At 45.3% G+C, this 17,371-nt stretch carries 11 protein-coding genes; 9 read left to right on the forward strand and 2 right to left on the reverse strand.

What is annotated here, in order from left to right; translation table 11 throughout:
• Positions 1-499: 499 nt before the first annotated feature.
• Both VNM22_07875 and miaB read right to left on the reverse strand, forming a co-directional pair.
• Entirely contained in the window at positions 500-985 is a 486-nt protein-coding gene (locus tag VNM22_07875; protein ID HWP47068.1) for a bifunctional nuclease family protein, read from the reverse strand.
• 147 nt (positions 986-1,132) lie between these two features.
• The gene (gene miaB / locus VNM22_07880) at positions 1,133-2,503 is read right to left on the reverse strand and encodes a tRNA (N6-isopentenyl adenosine(37)-C2)-methylthiotransferase MiaB (GenBank protein ID HWP47069.1); all 1,371 of its coding nucleotides are present in this window, start codon (positions 2,501-2,503) and stop codon (positions 1,133-1,135) included.
• Positions 2,504-2,900: 397 nt separating this feature from the next.
• On the opposite strand from miaB, the gene VNM22_07885 reads away from it, so the two are divergent.
• From VNM22_07885 to VNM22_07925, 9 genes are all read left to right on the forward strand, one after another.
• Positions 2,901-4,169 (forward strand): ParB N-terminal domain-containing protein, encoded by a 1,269-nt coding sequence (locus VNM22_07885; GenBank protein ID HWP47070.1) that lies wholly within the window; start codon positions 2,901-2,903, stop codon positions 4,167-4,169.
• A 323-nt stretch (positions 4,170-4,492) separates the two neighbouring features.
• Positions 4,493-6,691 (forward strand): DNA helicase PcrA, encoded by a 2,199-nt coding sequence (pcrA, locus tag VNM22_07890; protein HWP47071.1) that lies wholly within the window; start codon positions 4,493-4,495, stop codon positions 6,689-6,691.
• Positions 6,692-6,694: 3 nt separating this feature from the next.
• Positions 6,695-7,837, forward strand: a complete 1,143-nt coding sequence (locus VNM22_07895) for a tetratricopeptide repeat protein (GenBank protein ID HWP47072.1) — start codon at positions 6,695-6,697, stop codon at positions 7,835-7,837.
• Positions 7,838-7,918: 81 nt separating this feature from the next.
• Complete coding sequence (locus VNM22_07900) at positions 7,919-9,646, forward strand: PAS domain S-box protein (protein HWP47073.1); 1,728 nt, start codon at positions 7,919-7,921, stop codon at positions 9,644-9,646.
• 194 nt (positions 9,647-9,840) lie between these two features.
• Positions 9,841-10,497: a response regulator transcription factor gene (locus VNM22_07905; protein HWP47074.1), complete on the forward strand. Its 657-nt coding sequence runs from the start codon at positions 9,841-9,843 to the stop codon at positions 10,495-10,497.
• Between the two features lie 310 nt (positions 10,498-10,807).
• Positions 10,808-14,047: a response regulator gene (locus VNM22_07910; protein ID HWP47075.1), complete on the forward strand. Its 3,240-nt coding sequence runs from the start codon at positions 10,808-10,810 to the stop codon at positions 14,045-14,047.
• Positions 14,048-14,051: 4 nt separating this feature from the next.
• Positions 14,052-14,435 carry a response regulator gene (locus VNM22_07915; GenBank protein HWP47076.1) on the forward strand — a complete coding sequence of 128 codons (384 nt, stop codon included), beginning with the start codon at positions 14,052-14,054 and terminating at the stop codon, positions 14,433-14,435.
• 189 nt (positions 14,436-14,624) lie between these two features.
• A complete protein-coding gene (locus tag VNM22_07920) occupies positions 14,625-15,779 on the forward strand; it encodes a hybrid sensor histidine kinase/response regulator (GenBank protein ID HWP47077.1) in 1,155 nt (384 codons plus the stop codon).
• Between the two features lie 37 nt (positions 15,780-15,816).
• Positions 15,817-17,334: a DUF2851 family protein gene (locus tag VNM22_07925; protein HWP47078.1), complete on the forward strand. Its 1,518-nt coding sequence runs from the start codon at positions 15,817-15,819 to the stop codon at positions 17,332-17,334.
• Positions 17,335-17,371 lie beyond the last annotated feature (37 nt).

Raw genomic sequence — 17,371 nt, forward strand, 5'->3', positions numbered from 1 at the left:
AAGGAACAAGTAGTACTTTGTTTACTTAGTTTTGTTTAACGTTTAAGTGGCCCTCACCCCCGGCCCCTCTCCCACGCTGGGGAGAGGGGAGCTGGGGAGTGAAAGCAACCCTATGAGGTCAAAATTAAGTAAACAGTAGTAGGATAACGCTTTAAGATTCTACAGTAGTAGGATAACGCTTTAAGATTCTTTTTCCTATCCACCCTGATGCGCAGGGACGATGGGGGTAGTTGGTAGGGCATCCTGAAGGCCGGTACTAAATACGTACCTACCAGCCATCTTTCCTTGTATGTACCCGCGGGCTGATCATCGAGGGGTTTATACCTGCAGCCCGCATTTTACAATGTTGGTTCGTGAGAGTAGGCTCCACCTATCTACTCTCACGGCCTGGAACAGGCCCTGGAGGAGAGAATAAGGTAAGTTTCCCCTCTGAAAGGGAAACCTGACAAATCCCTTTTAGGACGAGGTCTTAGCGACCTCTTCCTCCTGGGTAGGGGATTTACATTTGATATTTACTGAAATCTTCAGGCTTTAAATTCTCCAACCACTCTTTCAGCTTTTCGGTATCTTCCGACTCCTGATTCATATCGATGCTTTTGGCCTTTTCGATGACTTCTCGAGCAACGTAGATGGGCGCACCGACCCTGAGCGCCAGGGCAATGGCATCACTGGGTCTGGAGTCAATCACGATTTTATTTCCGTTGGTCGTTAACTGAATGGTTGCGTAGAAGGTATTATTTTTAAGGTCATTTACCACGATTTTATTAACCGTTGCATTCAGACCTTCGATGATGTCCTTCATCAGATCGTGGGTCATGGGTCTTGGAGTGCTGATTTTTTCCAATTCCAGTGCGATAGCATTCGCTTCAAATAACCCAACCCAAATCGGCAGAGCCTTTTTATCTTCTAAATCCCTTAGAATAACAATGGGCATATTGGTTAAGGGATCCAATGTAAGTCCTTTGACTTTCATTTCTAAATACATAAGTCCTATCCCCCTTATTTAGATGACTGGTTAGTCGTTATGCCCTGCAGAGCTGTAAACTACTACTACTATAAATCTTTTTTATTTAAATATCAAGAGGTATTTAAAAATTGTACTGACTCCCAAACCAGAGGTCCGGAGTCATAGCTAACTTCTGACTTCTGATGAAGTTAACCTACCTGCCAATCGATAAGGATAGGCTTCTGTAATTTCAACATGGACTAAACGCCCCAGTAATTCAGGGCCTCCAGGTAAAGTCACAATATGATTGGTTCGGGTTCGCCCGGTAACCTTTCCTGGAAATTTAGGATTAAGTTCATCTACGAGAACTTCCTGGATCTGCCCCAGCAAGGATTTATTTTTCTCGAGACTGATCTTCTTCTGAAGATCTAAGACCCTCTGCAATCGTTCTTCCTTAACCTCCTCGGGAACCGGGTTAGGTAATTCCGGAGATTTGGTATAGGGGCGATCCGAATATTTGAAAGCGAAGCAGCCATCGTATTGGACTTTTTCCATTACATCCAGAGTATCCTGGAAATCTTCTTCGGTTTCTCCCGGAAATCCCACAATGATATCGGTGGTGATACTAATGTGGGGGATTTCTTGTTTAAGCTGCTGGATTTTCTCCAGATATTGCTCCTTTGTATATTTCCGATTCATATCCTTTAAAACTTTGGACGAACCGGCTTGTACCGGGAGATGGATATGTTCGCAAACTTTGGGGAGATCCCGAATGGCGGCAATCAGTTCCTGGGACAGATCCCGGGGATGAGGGGTTGTATATCGAATGCGTTGAAGCCCTTTCACCTCATTCAGTGCAGCCAGGAGTTCTGGAAACGACAGATCATCTCGAATTCTTTCTCCATGGGAGATAACCCGTTTTCCATAAGAGGTTACATTTTGTCCCAGCAGCATGATCTCAATAACCCCTCGATCGGCCAACAGTTGAGCTTCTCGGAGGATATCCTTGCTGGGTCTACTCTCTTCTCGACCTCGGGTGAAGGGAACCACACAGAAAGTACAGAATTTATCGCACCCCCGCATGATGGTTATATAGGCCTTGAAGCGGTTTTCTCGAACCACATTTGCTTCAGGCTCTTGCCAGTCCATATTGGAAAGGTCCACTACCCGCGCGGGACGCCCTGAACTCTTTCGGCTTTGTTGAAGTTCTTCGAGTAATTGAGGAAGCTTGGGAATCGTGTTGGTTCCAAAGACCAGATCTACATGGAAGGCCTTCTTAAGGATATTTTCGCCTTCTTGTTGGGCCACACACCCACAAACCCCAATAATAAGATCCGGATTCCGGGCTTTGAGAGATTTTAATTGCCCCAGCTTACTGTATAACTTATGCTCGGCTTTTTCCCGAACACTACAGGTGTTTAAAAGAATAAAATCCGCCTCTTCCAGGTTTTGAGTTAATTCGTACTCCGGTTGGAGTAGACCCGCTATTTTCTCAGAATCATGGACATTCATCTGGCAACCGTAAGTAATAATATGAAGCCGCTTTTGTTTTTCCATAAATTTTTTTACCTTCTTCGAAGAAACAAGATCTAAACAGAATAAAAATGATTGATCAGGTTGAGAAAAAACCTGATCCCCCTTCCTCCGTAAAGGGGGTTAGACCTCTTAACCCCGTGTATGCAGGACTACTCCTATTTTAAGATAGGAGTTTGTTGCTGAGTTAGTCAAGGGCTTACAGAATTTTCTCATCCCTAAAGGGAACGGTATGACGTGGCTTGTCAAAGGAGATTTCGTTACCCTTTAATAAACTTGTTGACAATCCAGGTTAAAGATGATAGCAGAAAGAGTTTAGAAAATAAGTCGTAGATTCATTTCTCCATGGGGAGAAATGAATAGGAATTAAAAGGTGGGTAATGGACCAAGGTGGGATGGAATAAAAGGAAGGGAGGTTTAGATGAGTCAGGAGGGCCTAAAAAGAAGCCTGGAAGAATGGATGACGACCAAAAGAGGGTCGCCTACCTCTTCTTCAGAGCAATCCAATATCGGGAGATTACTTCAGAAAGTTAATCTCTCGGACATTGAAATGTCAGATTCACCTTTCGCTTTAAGGGGGAAAACCGATTGGCCCACGCTCAAAAATTCCCTCAAGGATCAAGGGCAAAAATACCCTATTATCTTGAAAAGAGAAGAGGGCAGATACCGAATCGTTGCCGGATTCAGACGGCTAAAAGCCTTGAATGAGCTGGGCTATAGCTCCGTGATGGCCGTGGTATATGATAAGCTGACAGACGAAGAAATGGAGCTATTTTACCTCATGGATGTTCTTCTCTATCAAGAAACCGACCTTTTGCGTCTATCCGAGTTACTGTCTGAAAAAGACGAAATTCTGGCCAAAAGTCTGGGTATTCCCCAGGCACTGTATGATTCCTTTGTAAAAATCGCCCTGGCCTCTGAAGAGATCAAAGAAGCTTTATCTCGTCAAGATATCAGCCTGAAACAGCTCCTGGAAATTCTTAAATCCGATCATCCCCAAGAATTGTTGGAAGAACTCTTAGCCTCTCAAGTTACTTCCCGAGAAATGAACCTCCTGAATCAGCTTATTTCTTTGAGAAAAGTCATGCCGGTCTCTGGAGAGGAAATTCAAAAGTGGATTGATATCGAAAGCCTGGCCATCCGGGTCTATAAAGATTTGAAACATCTATCTGAGAAAATTAAGATTCTAAAGGAGGTTTATCCCCAAATTCCCTTAGATATCCGGAAATATCTGGTAACTGAACTTAAAGAGCTGGAAGAGACCGGAATCTTTAATATCATCCATCAGCATCCGGGCGCAGAACATCTCTATGAAGAGGTGACCGGGGAAGATTATGAGGAGATTAAAATCCTCTCGGACGAGATTTTTAATACCCAGATCCTTAATTCGGAAATCCCGGTTGTGGTTAATCTGAATCTGGCAGGGTATCCTCCCTGTGAAGAACTTCAGCAGGCCCTGGGGATGTTACAGGCTAAATATCACGATAAACTTAGGTTCTATGCTGTTAACATCATGGAATCAGACTTAGGAGGTCGATTGCCCCATTTGGTTAAAATCGGAAAAGATTTTATGGTCAAAAACCTCCCTCGCATTATGATCTTTTGGAAGGGTAAGAAAGTAGCAGAGTCTAACAAGATTGATGATCTGGAAGAGGTCTTCAGGCTGGTTCGATCGGTTATAAAGGCGTGACCCTGTCTGTTGTCCGTTGTTTTTAAGATCACCCCGGAAACTACCCCGGATTCCCGACTCAGGTTGCCATTTCCTCCCCCTTCAGGGGAAGGGTGCTTTCAGAGGTAGGTTTTTTAACCTGATCCCGCTCCCTTTTCCCCCGCTCACGGGGGAATTCCTCCCGTGGACGGGGGGAAGGGGGAAGGAGGAGCCGATCGTTGCCGGGCTCCTTGATTCTCCCTTCCCTTCAAGGGAAGGGGAGTTAGAGGGGATAGGTTTTAAAAAATGCCCTTGAAAGGAAAGGGTAAGGGGACAGCAGACAACGGCCAACAGGTTATGGATCCATGAATCTGGAACAAGAGTTGAATCCTGTACAATTGGAAGCGGTATTGCATACCGAAGGACCCCTTCTTATTTTAGCCGGGGCCGGGAGTGGAAAAACGCGGGTCATTACCTATCGAATTGCCCATCTTATCAGAGATAAAGGTGTAAAGCCCTGGAATCTCCTTGCGGTTACTTTTACCAATAAGGCCGCCCGGGAGATGCAAGAACGAGTTAAATCTCTTCTCCAGGTCTCTTCCCTCTCTAATCTCTGGATCAGTACGTTTCACGCTGCCTGTGTTCGGATTTTAAGAAAAAATATTCACCATCTGGGATTCAAATCCCACTTTGTCATTTATGATACGGCCGACCGGCTGGCCCTGCTCAAGGAATGTGAAAAAGATCTTAATATCGATGAAAAAACCCTGGCCCCTAAATTAATCTCCTCGCGAATCAGCAATGCTAAAAGCTGTCTTTGGACTCCTGAAGAGTACAAACAACGGGCGACTCAATTTCTAGATGAAAAAATTGCCCAGGTCTATCAGCTTTATCAACAAAAGCTGAAACAAAACAATGCCCTGGATTTCGATGATCTGTTAATGGTTACCGTTCAGCTATTCCAGGAAATCCCAGAAGTGCTCCACTACTACCAGGAGCTTTTTAAATATATTCTGGTCGATGAATATCAAGACACGAATCATGCCCAGTATCGATGGATTTCTCATCTGGCACAAAAACATCGAAATCTTTGTGTGGTTGGAGATGATGATCAGTCTATTTATGCATTCCGTATGGCGGATATTCGAAACATCCTGGACTTTGAGAAAGATTATCCAGAGGCCAGACTGATCAAGTTGGAGCAAAATTATCGGTCCACACAAAACATCCTCGATGCAGCCTGGAGTGTAGTGGTCAACAACCGCAACCGGAAGCAGAAACGCCTCTGGACGGATAAAGGATCCGGCCATAAGATACTTCTTTATACGGCTTACAATGAATCCGATGAAGCCCGTTTTGTTTGTGAAACCATCTCTCAGCTTCATCGGCAGGAATCCCGGGATTACAGTCATTTTGCTATCCTCTACCGGATTAATGCTCAGTCCCGATCCTTTGAAGAAAGCCTGATAAGAGCCAATATTCCCTATACCCTGGTCGGCGGGCTTAAATTCTACGATCGTAAGGAAATTAAAGATTTACTGGCCTATCTGCGGGTTATTGCAAATTCAAATGATCCCCTGGCTCTCAAGCGGATCCTCAATGTACCTGCCCGCCATATCGGCGAAAAGACCCTGGAGAAAATAGAAAATTTTGCGCGGCAGCAAGGCTATTTTCTTTTTCAGGCTATGAAAGAGATGGCTAAAACCGACTTACTCCCCTCCAGGGCTTTAAAAGCCATCCATCAGTTCATCCAGCTCATCGATGATCTTAAGCTCTATGCAGAGACCCATACCGTTTCCCAGGTTCTCCAACGCCTCCTGGAGGTTACCTCTTACCGAGAGTGGCTCAAGGAAGAAGATCCTCTGGATGCAGAAAATCGTATTGAAAATATTCAAGAACTTCTTGCGGCTACTTTAGAATTTGAGCAAAATGCCTCGGATAAAAGTCTGCTGGCTTTTCTGGACCAGGCTGCCCTCACTTCCGATGTGGATACTTACCAGGCCCAGGCGGGAATGGTAACCCTGATGACTCTGCATAGTGCCAAGGGATTAGAATTTCCCGTTGTATTCATGGTTGGCATGGAAGAAGGTTTGCTTCCCTATTATCACGGTTCTTCCAACTTTTATCTCAGTGAAGCAGAACGGGAAGAAGAACGGAGGCTTTGTTATGTAGGTATGACCCGAGCTAAGGAGCGTCTCATTTTAACCCTGGCTAACTCCCGACGCTTTTATGCTTCAGATGGCTGGCAGAGACAACCTTCCAGTTTTATTGAGGAAATTCCATCTTTTCTTCTGGAAAAAGTATCCCTTTCTGGGATTGAAGTTCAGGGGACCTGGAATCCAGAAGTACAGGAATATAGGAGGGGCCAGGAACCCCTTACTCCCTCCTACGCCCCTTCGTCCAACAGTTTCCAGGTCGGAGACGAAGTGCGCCATGCTAAATTCGGTAGAGGAGTGGTCCGAAATATAGAGGGGCAGGGAGATAACCAAAAGGTTATCGTATACTTTTACGATTTCGGTAGAAAAGTCCTCTTGGCTAAACAGGCCAGGTTAGAGCATGTTTAAAAAATGAAAGTAATTTTGGTTTTCCTTATAATTCTTTTGCTTCTGATTGAGTTTCTCATCATCCGAAAAGGTTTGAGGTCTGCGAAGCGGCAGAGGACTTATTATAATCTCTTGAGAAATCAACCTGGTGATTTCGAAAGAACGATTTCGTCGGATAAGGAAGACTGGATCCCTTCTTTTAACTTTACCGACCAAAAAAAATCCTCCCGACGTAATTCTACGTTACAAGAAGAAATCCAGGAGACCCAACAAACCCAGGTGATCGATGAGTTGGGAGAATTGGAAGAAGTTTCTGAAGAGGAGGTGATGGATCTCGAAGGGAGTGCTGCTGAATCCCAGGGAGATATTGAACTGGAATCGGAGCTTGAGCCTTCCATTGTATCTCAAGAAGATCAAGAACCGGCCCAAGAGGGACATGCTTCCACGCCGGAAGAACATCTGAAAATGGGAATCGAATTGCTCCGGGAGAATAACCTGGAGGCCGGAATCCAGGAGATTCAAACGGCCATTCGACTTCAGCCTAATCTGGCCGATGCGCATTTTAACCTGGGCCTAGCCTATAGCCTACAGAATAATCCCGAGGCGGCCATGGAGGCCTATCAACAGGCGATTCGATTAGACCCCAAATACGGGAAAGCCTATTTTAATCTGGGAACTCTTTTTTTAAAAAAAGGAGAACTCCTGGCGCCGGATTCGCCCGACTTACCCGATGTTTTGGCTAAAGCAGTAGAATGCCTGGAATATGCCGTCCGATACCTGCCGGATTCAACCAAAGCCCTTTGGAACCTTTATGAAGCTTATCGACTCAATGCCCAATTCGATAAAGCCCTGGCCATTTTGCTTAAACTTAAAGAAATTGAATCGGAAGATGCCTCCCTCATGAACCATCTGGGAATTTGTTATGCAAAGCTTGGAGATTACGATCACGCCATTGAATCCTGGGAAAAAGCGTTGGCCCTTAAAGCTCCCTCTCAACTTATTTATTACAATTTGGGAAAAGCCTATGAAACAAAGGGGGTAGTGGAAAAAGCCATGAGTAATTACAGGCGCTTTATTGCGCTGGCTTCTACTTCCCCGGAACGCAGGTATCTTGTCAGTGAAGCCAAACAACGCCTGGAAAGCCTGCGAGGATCCGCTCAAGGTTAAGCAATCTTTCCGGTCGGCAGGGGCGATCCTTGTGGCCTCCTCAAAACAATTTTATAGCCTGCAAAGTTTATCGGATTCTTTATGTCCACGGAAGATAAAAATAAAACAAAGGACCACTCCCTTAAACCCTCCAGAGGGTTTTCAAAAACCCACCCTGTTCTGCAAGAACAAATCGAAAGGGTACTGTACGAAAGTGAAGCCCACTATCGGGCTATTGTTGAAGAGCAAACGGAGCTTGTTTGTCGTTGGTTTCCGGATGGAACCCTGACCTTTGTCAATGAAGCCTATTGCCGTTATTTCGGCAAAAAACGGGAAGAGTTAATCGGACGTAGCTTTATGCCCTTAATCCCCTGGGAAGATTACGAAAAATTCCAAAAACACTTTAAGTCCCTCAATCCAGAAAATCCGGTGGGTGTGATTGAGCATCGGGTTCTGTTACCCCATGGGGAAATCCGCTGGCAACAATGGGTAGATCGAGCGATCTTTGATGATCAGGGTTGTCTGGTCGAATTTCAATCGGTAGGACGGGATATCACCGAACAGAAGAGGACTGAAGAGAAACTGCGCCAGTGGAATGCCTACTTAGAAGCCTTGCATGAAACTGCAATAGAATTGATAAACCGGCTGGATTTGACCGATTTACTCCAGGCCATTGTTACCCGAGCCGGAGCCCTTGTGGGGACCCAACATGGATATATGCTTTTGGTTGAGGGAACCGAAATGGTAGTGAAGGTGGCCGTGGGAGTAAACAGTGAATTTATCGGATACCGTATAAAGCTGGAGGAAGGTATGGCCGGAAGAGTCTGGCAGACCGGTCAACCCCTAACTGTAAAGGATTATCGTACCTGGCCTCATCGTTTGCCTGACCCTCGGTTTGATATCTTCCATGCCGTAGTCACCGTGCCCCTCAAATCCGGTTCACAAGTCGTAGGGGTCCTTACCCTCAACCACCTGGAAGAAGGCTTAACCTTTGGAGAGGATGAAATCATGATATTGAGTCGGTTCGCTGAACTGGCCTCTATCGCCCTGGATAATGCCCGATTGTATACCTCCGTTCAACAGGAATTGGCTGAGCGCAAACGGATAGAAGAGGCCTTGCGAGAAAGTGAAGAACATTACCGGATATTACTTAACCAGGCCTGTGAAATGCAAGAAACTTTACGGAGTTTGTCTAAAGAGGTTTTGCGATTACAAGAAGAGGAACGAAAACGAATCAGCCGCGAGCTTCATGATGAAATCGGACAGGCCTTGACTGCCATCAATATGAATCTGGAGATGATGAAAAAAGAAATAGAACCGTATAAAAAAAATCTCCATAAAAGAATCACGGACACCCAAAATTTAGTTGCCCAGATGATGGAAAGTATCCATCGATTTTCCCGTGAGCTGCGTCCGGCCATATTGGATGATCTGGGACTTATCCCGGCCCTTCGGTCTTATACGAAAAGTTTTGCAGAACGCACAGGCATCCGGGTTTACCTTCGAACTACGTCGGCTGTGGAAAAACTGGATAGTGAGCGGAAAACCGTTCTTTATCGTATTATTCAAGAAAGCTTAACCAACGTCTCCAAGCATGCACAGGCCCATAAGGTAAATATTGGAATCAGGAACCTTAAAGGTCGTATATGCCTAGTCATCCAAGATGATGGTAAAACAGCCCGGATGGGCCAACAGGTGTTCTTATCCAGGCAGGAGAAAAGACTGGGGCTTCTGGGTATGCAAGAACGGGTACGATACGTGAATGGGGAGTTTTCCGTAGAATCGGAACCCGGAAAAGGGACCACGATCCGGGTGGAGATTCCTTTTTAAGATTTAATAACGTCCCTTTATGGCAGAATGAAACCTTCTTGTTGCCGGACTAAAACCCGAGAATAGCGCCGGACCCATAGTATCTCCCCGGATCCTTAAAAAATTATAGATAAAAATAGAACGACCTTGCGAGGAACTTCTTGATTCAAGATAAGATAAACGGGTAAGTAAAAGCAATCTTTTGGATCTTATCTATGCAAAAAACCACGATTATCCTGGCCGATGACCACACCATAGTTCGACAGGGATTACGTGCCCTGTTAGAAGCAGAGCGTGATATGAAAGTAGTGGGAGAAGCAGAAAACGGAAGACAGGCCGTACAATTAACCAAAAAGCTTCAACCGGATGTAGTGGTCATGGATATTGCGATGCCTTTACTCAATGGAATTCAGGCAGCCCGACAAATAAGAAAACACAACGCTTCTACCAAAGTGCTCATTCTTTCCATGTATCAGGACGATGAATATGTATACCAGGCAGTTCAGGTGGGTGTTGCAGGGTACCTGGTTAAACAAACTGCGGCCAATGAATTATTAACGGCCATCCGAGAAGTGAAAAAAGGTCACGCTTTTTTCAGTCCTTCTATCTCCAGGCTTTTGGTTGATCAGTATCGAGAAACCTGTGAAAGAAAAATTTTTAAAAAGAAAGTTAATATCCTTACTCCTCGCGAGTTGGAAGTACTCCAGCTCATTGCAGAAGGCCAATCTAACAAACAAATCGCCGGAGAGCTTTCCATCAGTGTTAAAACCGTTGAGAAACACCGCCAGCAGATCATGGATAAATTAAGTATACATGATGTGGCAGGTCTCACCCGCTATGCCATTGCAAAGGGAATCATAAAAAGTAAATAGTCTTCTCAGGTCTTCTGCTACCCTCTGGGGTCTTTTCCTCCCCCCTATTTCAGGTCTTTACCCCATTCACAAAATGGATCGTCCCGGTTTAATTTAACAGTAATCCTATTTAATTTTAAGACCTGGTAAACCTTAAATATAGTCATATTTAATACTATTCTTTTAATACTATTCTGGGCTGAGGAGGAGTATTTTCTCACCTCGAGACGGATACTTTAAGAATGTCTTTGCCCATGACAACCAGAGCGAAGTTATTTTGTTGGGTAAAGAGACGGTTTCGTCCTCTTTGTTTTGTTCTGGGTTTTGGCTCATGCCGTTTGTAATGAAATGGTCTATTGAAACAAAAATAGGTAGCGGATTTAGTATAGCCCTGATGTTGATTATTTTTATAGGAATAGTCTCATATCGGAGTATGGTAAAACTCATGGAAACTGCTAACTGGGTGACCCATACTTACGAAGTTCTTGAAAATCTGGAAGGTTTGTTTTCCTCCATCAAAGAGGCCCGGCTTAAACAACAGAGTTATATCATTACCGGAGAAGAATATTATCTGGAATCTTATAACCAGGCCGTCAAAGGGGTTAATCAAAAAATTACATATCTTCTGGCATTAACAGCCGATAATCCCACCCAACAACAGAGAATTGAGGATCTGGTCCTTACGATTACTAAAAAGCTTACTTCGCTTCAGGAATCCATCGACTTGCGAAAGAAGCAGGGGTCGGAAATTGAAAAGCAGGTGGTTTATGCCCATGAGGGAGAGAAGATCACGGCTGATATCCAGAAGATCATCAGCGAAATAGAGAAGGAAGAGAAGTCCCTGTTGAAAAAGCGGGATCAGGAAATGAAGACCGATGCCAGAAATACAATTTCCGCTGTGACTTTGGGAAGTTTCCTGGCCTTTCTGATCGTCACTTTAGCCGGTTTTATCACCCAGCGAGACATCACCCGGCGCAAGCACGTGGAGGAAAAGTTATATCAGCAGAATACCTATCTAACGGCTCTCCATGAGACAACGGTTGCCTTGATGAATCGTCTGGAGTTATCCAATTTACTTGAATTTATCGTTAAACGGGCCGGGGATCTATTAAGAACACCCCATGGATTTATTTATCTGGTTGATTCGGAAAAAGATGAAATAATTTTACAAATGGGGACCGGGAACTTTGCACAGTTTCAGGGTCTTCGATTGAAGCCCGGTCAAGCCTTGGCCGGAAGGATCTGGCAAACAGGACAACCTCTGGTTGTAGATAATTATTTCAACTGGTCAGACCGCTTTCCAGATCCCCATCTAGATATTATTCGGGCAGCCGTGGGAGTGCCCCTTAAGTCTGGTTCACAGGTGATGGGGGTGCTGGGTCTGGCCCACCTTGAGGGGGATCGGACTTTTGGAGACGATGAAGTAGTCCTGTTAACCCGTTTTGCCCAACTGGCGGTCATCGCATTGGATAATGCTCGACTGTATGCTTCAGCCCAGCAAGAGTTGAGGGAACGTATACAGGCGGAAGAGGCTCTGGCCGAGCGTGCCACCGAGTTGGCTTTTTCGGAAGAAGCCCTGCGGAATCAAACCAGAATCCTGCAATCCATCCTGGAAAGCATGGGGGATGGGGTCATTGTAGCCGATGAAAAAGGTCAGTTTCTGTTTTTCAACCCGGCAGCAGAAAAAATCCTGGGAATAGGTCAAATAAATATAACCCCTGACCAATGGACAACCCAGTACGGTCTCTATCTACCCGATACATTGACACCTTACCCCCCTGAGAGTTTACCCCTGACTCGGGCTATCCGAGGTGAAGCGGTGGATGCCATAGAGGTATTTGTGCGCCACCCCCAAAGACCAGAAGGTCTTTGGTTGAATGTAACGGCACGACCCTTAAAGGATGAAAAAGGTATTTTACGGGGCGGTGTGGCTGTTTTCAGTGATATCACCAAACGTAAACAGGTCGAAGAAGAATGGCGTATGGCCAAAGAAGCTGCTGAAGCTGCGAACCGGGCTAAAAGTCAATTTCTTGCCAATATGAGCCACGAACTACGGACTCCCCTTAACGCTATCATTGGATTTTCAGAGATTCTCGTAGACCAAATTTTCGGTCCGCTCAACGATAAACAAATTAAGTATGTCAACAACATCCTCAGCAGTGGTCGCCACCTGCTTCAATTGATCAATGATATCCTAGATTTATCCAAAATTGAAGCCGGACGCATCCAACTGGAGTTAACTCAAGTCGATGTGGAGACTGTACTCCATCATGTACAAACCATTGTCAAAACCCTTGCTAATAAAAAAGGGATCACCCTTACCGTCCAGGTCGAGCAAAGCCCCCTGACCGTTACGGTGGATGAAGCAAAGTTCAAGCAGATTCTCTATAATCTGCTCAGCAATGCCATTAAATTCACTCCGGAAGGAGGTCATGTAAAGGTAATCGCTTCGCTAGAAGCAGGAGAAGAAATACAGGTTGGAGAAAGGGAATCCTTGATTTCCTTCCCTACCCGGTTCATCAAGGTTTCTGTTTCTGACACCGGTATTGGCATCAAACCCGAGGATCAGGAACGAATCTTTAGGGAGTTTGAGCAGGTGGATTCCTCCTATGCTCGCAAACAGCAGGGCACCGGGTTAGGACTGGCACTAACCCGAAAACTGGTCGAATTACATGGAGGCCAGATCTGGGTGGAAAGTGAAGGCGAGGGCAAAGGGAGCACCTTTAGCTTTACCCTCCCGCAGGTTCCCAAAAAAACGGATAAATCCCGGCTTATTATTCCTGAACCGGCTTTCATCTATCCCAAATCTGATCCTCTAAAATCCGACTCATATCCCCTGGTTTTAGTCATAGAGGATGATCTATCCACAAGCGAACTGCTACGCAAGTACCTGACCGAGGCAGGGTACGCCGTAGCTACGGCATTCAACGGCGAACAGGCCCTTGATTTGGCAAGGAAACTCAAACCCGCTGCAATTACCTTAGACATCCTTCTCCCCGATAAGCATGGGCTAGAAGTGCTCGCAGAACTGAAATCTCTACCCGACACCCGAGATATTCCTGTAATAGTCGTCTCCATCACCGAAGATCGACAATTGGGTTTCAGTTTGGGAATTATGGAATGGTTCGTTAAACCGGTTAACCGAGATCGATTTATCGAGGTGTTGAATAAAGCTAGAATAGCAAGGGGAACGAAAGTCACCACCGTACTCATCATCGATGATGAACCTCAGACGGTCGAGCTATTGACAGACATCGCACAAACTCAAGGATACAGGGCTCTGCAGGCTTATACAGGTCGAGAAGGGATTCGTTTGGCCCGAGAAAAACGTCCTGACATTATCATTGTTGATTTGATAATGCCTGAAATGAACGGATTTGACGTGGTCAAAGAGCTACAGAAAGACGAGGAGACTCGAGAGATTTCCATAGTGATATTTACTGCAAAAGAGTTAACCCAAGAAGAACGCAAACAGCTAAACATGAGCGCACAGGGAATCGTTTCGAAATCCAGCAGGGAGGATTTGCTTCAAGAATTGGATAAGATAAGAACTTGCTTGAACCAAAGGTAAATCCATGTCTGGTAAGAAAGTGTTAATCATTGAAGACAATCCCATCAATATGGAATTGGTTACAGATATTTTAACTGTGGCAGGTTATGGGGTATTACAGGCAGAAGATGCAGAGATAGGGATTGCTTTGGCCAAGACCGAGAAACCGGCCTTGATTTTAATAGATATCAGTTTACCGGGGATGGATGGGCTTGCAGCGACCCGGATTCTAAAACAGGATCCTACCACCAGGAATATTCCCGTCGTTGCCCTGACCGCCCATGCTATGAAAGGAGATAGGGAGAAAATACTGGCAGCAGGTTGTACCGGGTATATCAGTAAGCCGATAAATACCCGGACACTTCCGAAAATGATAGCCGATTTTATTGAATCAGTTGAAAGCGTGTGAAAAGAACGGCTTGCAGGATGAAAGAACAGGGAGTAAAAAGGTTTTTGTTCTGGGCTTAATAGCTTAAGTCTTATCCTGGAGTCTTCCTCTGTAGGGTTTAGAGGTACCCTATGAGAATACCCATCTGAAATTCATCATGCTTACTTTTTACTCTGGAAAATGGAAAATAACCGACTCGGGAGGAAAACTGTGAATAGCACTACTTCAGGTACACCCATGTATCCAACCGGTCATGTGCTGGTGGTGGACGACGAAGAAAACAATCGCATCCTCCTCAGAGACTTGCTTGAAGCCCAGGGGCATAAAGTCAGCGAGGCAGAAGATGGGGAGCAGGCTTTACAAAAGGTCATGGAGGGTTCCATAGATGTGGTCCTCCTGGATGTCATGCTTCCTAAACTCGATGGGTTTGAAGTTTGTCGTCGGCTGAAAAGAAATCCTCAAACAGCTCCGATTCCCGTTCTTCTCATAACCTCTTTAACCGATCGTCAAGATCGATTAACAGGAATAGAAGCAGGAGCCAATGATTTTCTTACCAAACCCATCGATACCCAGGACGTCAACCTCCGGGTGCGCAATGCAGTGTATACCAAACAGCTTTTTGACCGTCTACAAGAAAATTACCACCAATTCCAGGAATTAGAGGCCCTACGGGACAATTTGACCCACATGATCGTACACGATTTAAGATCCCCCCTCACAGGCATAAAACTTTTCCTGGAAATGCTCCAGAGATCGGCCAGAAAAAAATTAGATGACGTAGAAAATCAATATTTAGAACGTGTGCTGAGTAGTATCACAACCTTGATGGAAATGATCAGCTCAGTCCTGGATGTGAGTCGGCTAGAAGTAGGAGAGATGCCTCTCAATTTGAGCCCGTGCGATTTGAGAAATATAGCCAAGAAAGCGATAGAAACCCTGGGTTATCTGGCGCATCAATACCAGGTCCATCTGGAAGTGCCACCGGAACCTGTATTACTTTTTTGTGATGCCAATATAATAAGTCGGGTTATTATGAATTTAGTGGGAAATGCTATTATTCACACTCCAAGGGAAGGAAAGGTATGGGTTAGAGTGGAAGAAAAAGAGGACCAGGCTAAGGTTCTGGTCATAGATACAGGGCCAGGGATTCCCTTAGAGTATCAGGAAAAGATCTTCGAAAAATTCGGCCAGGTCAAACTGGGGGAACAAAATCGGAAGTACTCGACCGGATTGGGCTTGACATTCTGTAAACTGGCCATCGAAGCCCATGGGGGTAAAATAGGTGTGGAAAGCAAATTGGGTCAGGGGAGTACCTTTTGGTTTACATTACCGACTAAACCGAAAACTCTCCCGGAGTCTTTCTAAATTTAAAACTTAAAATTAAGGTGAGAATTTAAAAGCTTTGAATTCCGAAATCCTGGCAAATTTGACGGAGCGCCGGTTTCTCCAACTCTGGTATTCCCAGAATCTAAAAACCATTAACCTTACCGCTACAGATGGAAGAAAGATCGAAGTTATTCGTCGTGGAAAATGGAACTTTGATACCGGTCCCGATTTTAAATCGGCCCTCCTTCGCATAGGAAATCAACTTCAGCCGGGTGATGTAGAAGTTCACTTGAGGACTACGGACTGGTATGCCCACCGACACGATAAAGATCCCCATTACAACCAGGTTATTCTCCATGTAGTATTGTGGGAAGATTTAAAAAATCCCGTTATCCGACAAGACGGTCAACCGGTTCCTACATTGGTTCTTGAACACTTCTTGAAACCCATAGATTTCCAACGCCTCCTTAAACCCTATCTCTCCCCGAGAAGCAGATCCCCACAAATACCCTCTGCTTGCCTGGAGGAAATTAAGATCCTTCCTAAGAAAAGGTTGATGGAACTCCTTCAAGAAAAGGCCGATCGGCGATTTCAGCAGAAAGTACGACGTTTTGAAGCAAGATACCGGGAGGGTGAAGAGAGAAAATGGAGAAAAGAACGATCTACCCTTCCCTGCTCTTCCACCTCCTTACCTTCCCCGGATTCCGGCTGGGATCAGCTTATTTACGAAGGATTTCTGGAAGCCCTGGGATATCCCATCAATAAAAAACCTTTCTTAAAACTGGCACAGCTTCTTCCCCTGGAATCTCTTCGGAATGTTATAACCCGGCGTGGGATGGAAAGTAAAGTACTCTGGTTACAGGCCGTTCTTCTAGGGACTGCAGGACTGCTTCCGGCTTCCCTCTCTTCGCCTGTCCTCAAAGTAGCCGATCAGAAGAACTTAGATTTAGAAACGAAAAGCTACCTTGACGAGATATATTCCCTGTGGGAAATGTTAAAACCCTGCCTGACAGAAGTTCAGATGCAGCCTGAAGAATGGCAATTCTTCAGAATACGTCCCCTTAATTCCCCCATCAGTCGATTGGCCCGGTTCAGTTTTGTACTGGCAAAGTTACCCTCAAGTTCCTGGATCCACTCCTACGTAACCCACTTAACAGATTCGCCGGAATCTTCCTCCTGGAGGGTAGAGACGGTTAAAAAGCTGGAAGCAAGCCTTCGGGTTCCCATTTCCGGATACTGGACCTGTCATAATGGCTTTAGCGGCCGCATATCCCCTCCCATCCGCTTTGCCATCGGGTGTAATACCCTTCGGGAAATGGTGATTAATGTTCTTCTTCCGATTCTGTATTTCTATGCCGAAAAAACGTCCCGATCTCATCTCCAGGAAAGGATCCATCAACTTTATCAGACTTATCCGGCTCCGGCCTATAACAAAGTTACCCGATTTATGGACGAGAATCTCTTTCAAGAAGATTCTGCGGAACCGTTCAGGCAAGAGATGGGTTATGCCCGAATCCATCAAGGTCTCATCCAGCTCCATACCGAACTCTGCCAGATGAAAGGATGTCCGACCTGCCCCTATCGGACGTTTTAAGAAAGACGGATTTCAATTATTTTTCCTCCTGAACCCT

This window comes from Candidatus Limnocylindrales bacterium (assembly GCA_035559535.1).
GTDB lineage: Bacteria > Moduliflexota > Moduliflexia > Moduliflexales > JAUQPW01 > JAUQPW01.

Bases quoted from the DNA above. Each gene is read 5' to 3' on its own strand.
- VNM22_07875 (HWP47068.1), bottom strand. From the start codon at position 985: ATGTATTTAGAAATGAAAGTCAAAGGACTTACATTGGATCCCTTAACC.
- miaB (HWP47069.1), bottom strand. From the start codon at position 2,503: ATGGAAAAACAAAAGCGGCTTCATATTATTACTTACGGTTGCCAGATG.
- VNM22_07885 (HWP47070.1), top strand. From the start codon at position 2,901: ATGAGTCAGGAGGGCCTAAAAAGAAGCCTGGAAGAATGGATGACGACC.
- pcrA (HWP47071.1), top strand. From the start codon at position 4,493: ATGAATCTGGAACAAGAGTTGAATCCTGTACAATTGGAAGCGGTATTG.
- VNM22_07895 (HWP47072.1), top strand. From the start codon at position 6,695: ATGAAAGTAATTTTGGTTTTCCTTATAATTCTTTTGCTTCTGATTGAG.
- VNM22_07900 (HWP47073.1), top strand. From the start codon at position 7,919: ATGTCCACGGAAGATAAAAATAAAACAAAGGACCACTCCCTTAAACCC.
- VNM22_07905 (HWP47074.1), top strand. From the start codon at position 9,841: ATGCAAAAAACCACGATTATCCTGGCCGATGACCACACCATAGTTCGA.
- VNM22_07910 (HWP47075.1), top strand. From the start codon at position 10,808: ATGCCGTTTGTAATGAAATGGTCTATTGAAACAAAAATAGGTAGCGGA.
- VNM22_07915 (HWP47076.1), top strand. From the start codon at position 14,052: ATGTCTGGTAAGAAAGTGTTAATCATTGAAGACAATCCCATCAATATG.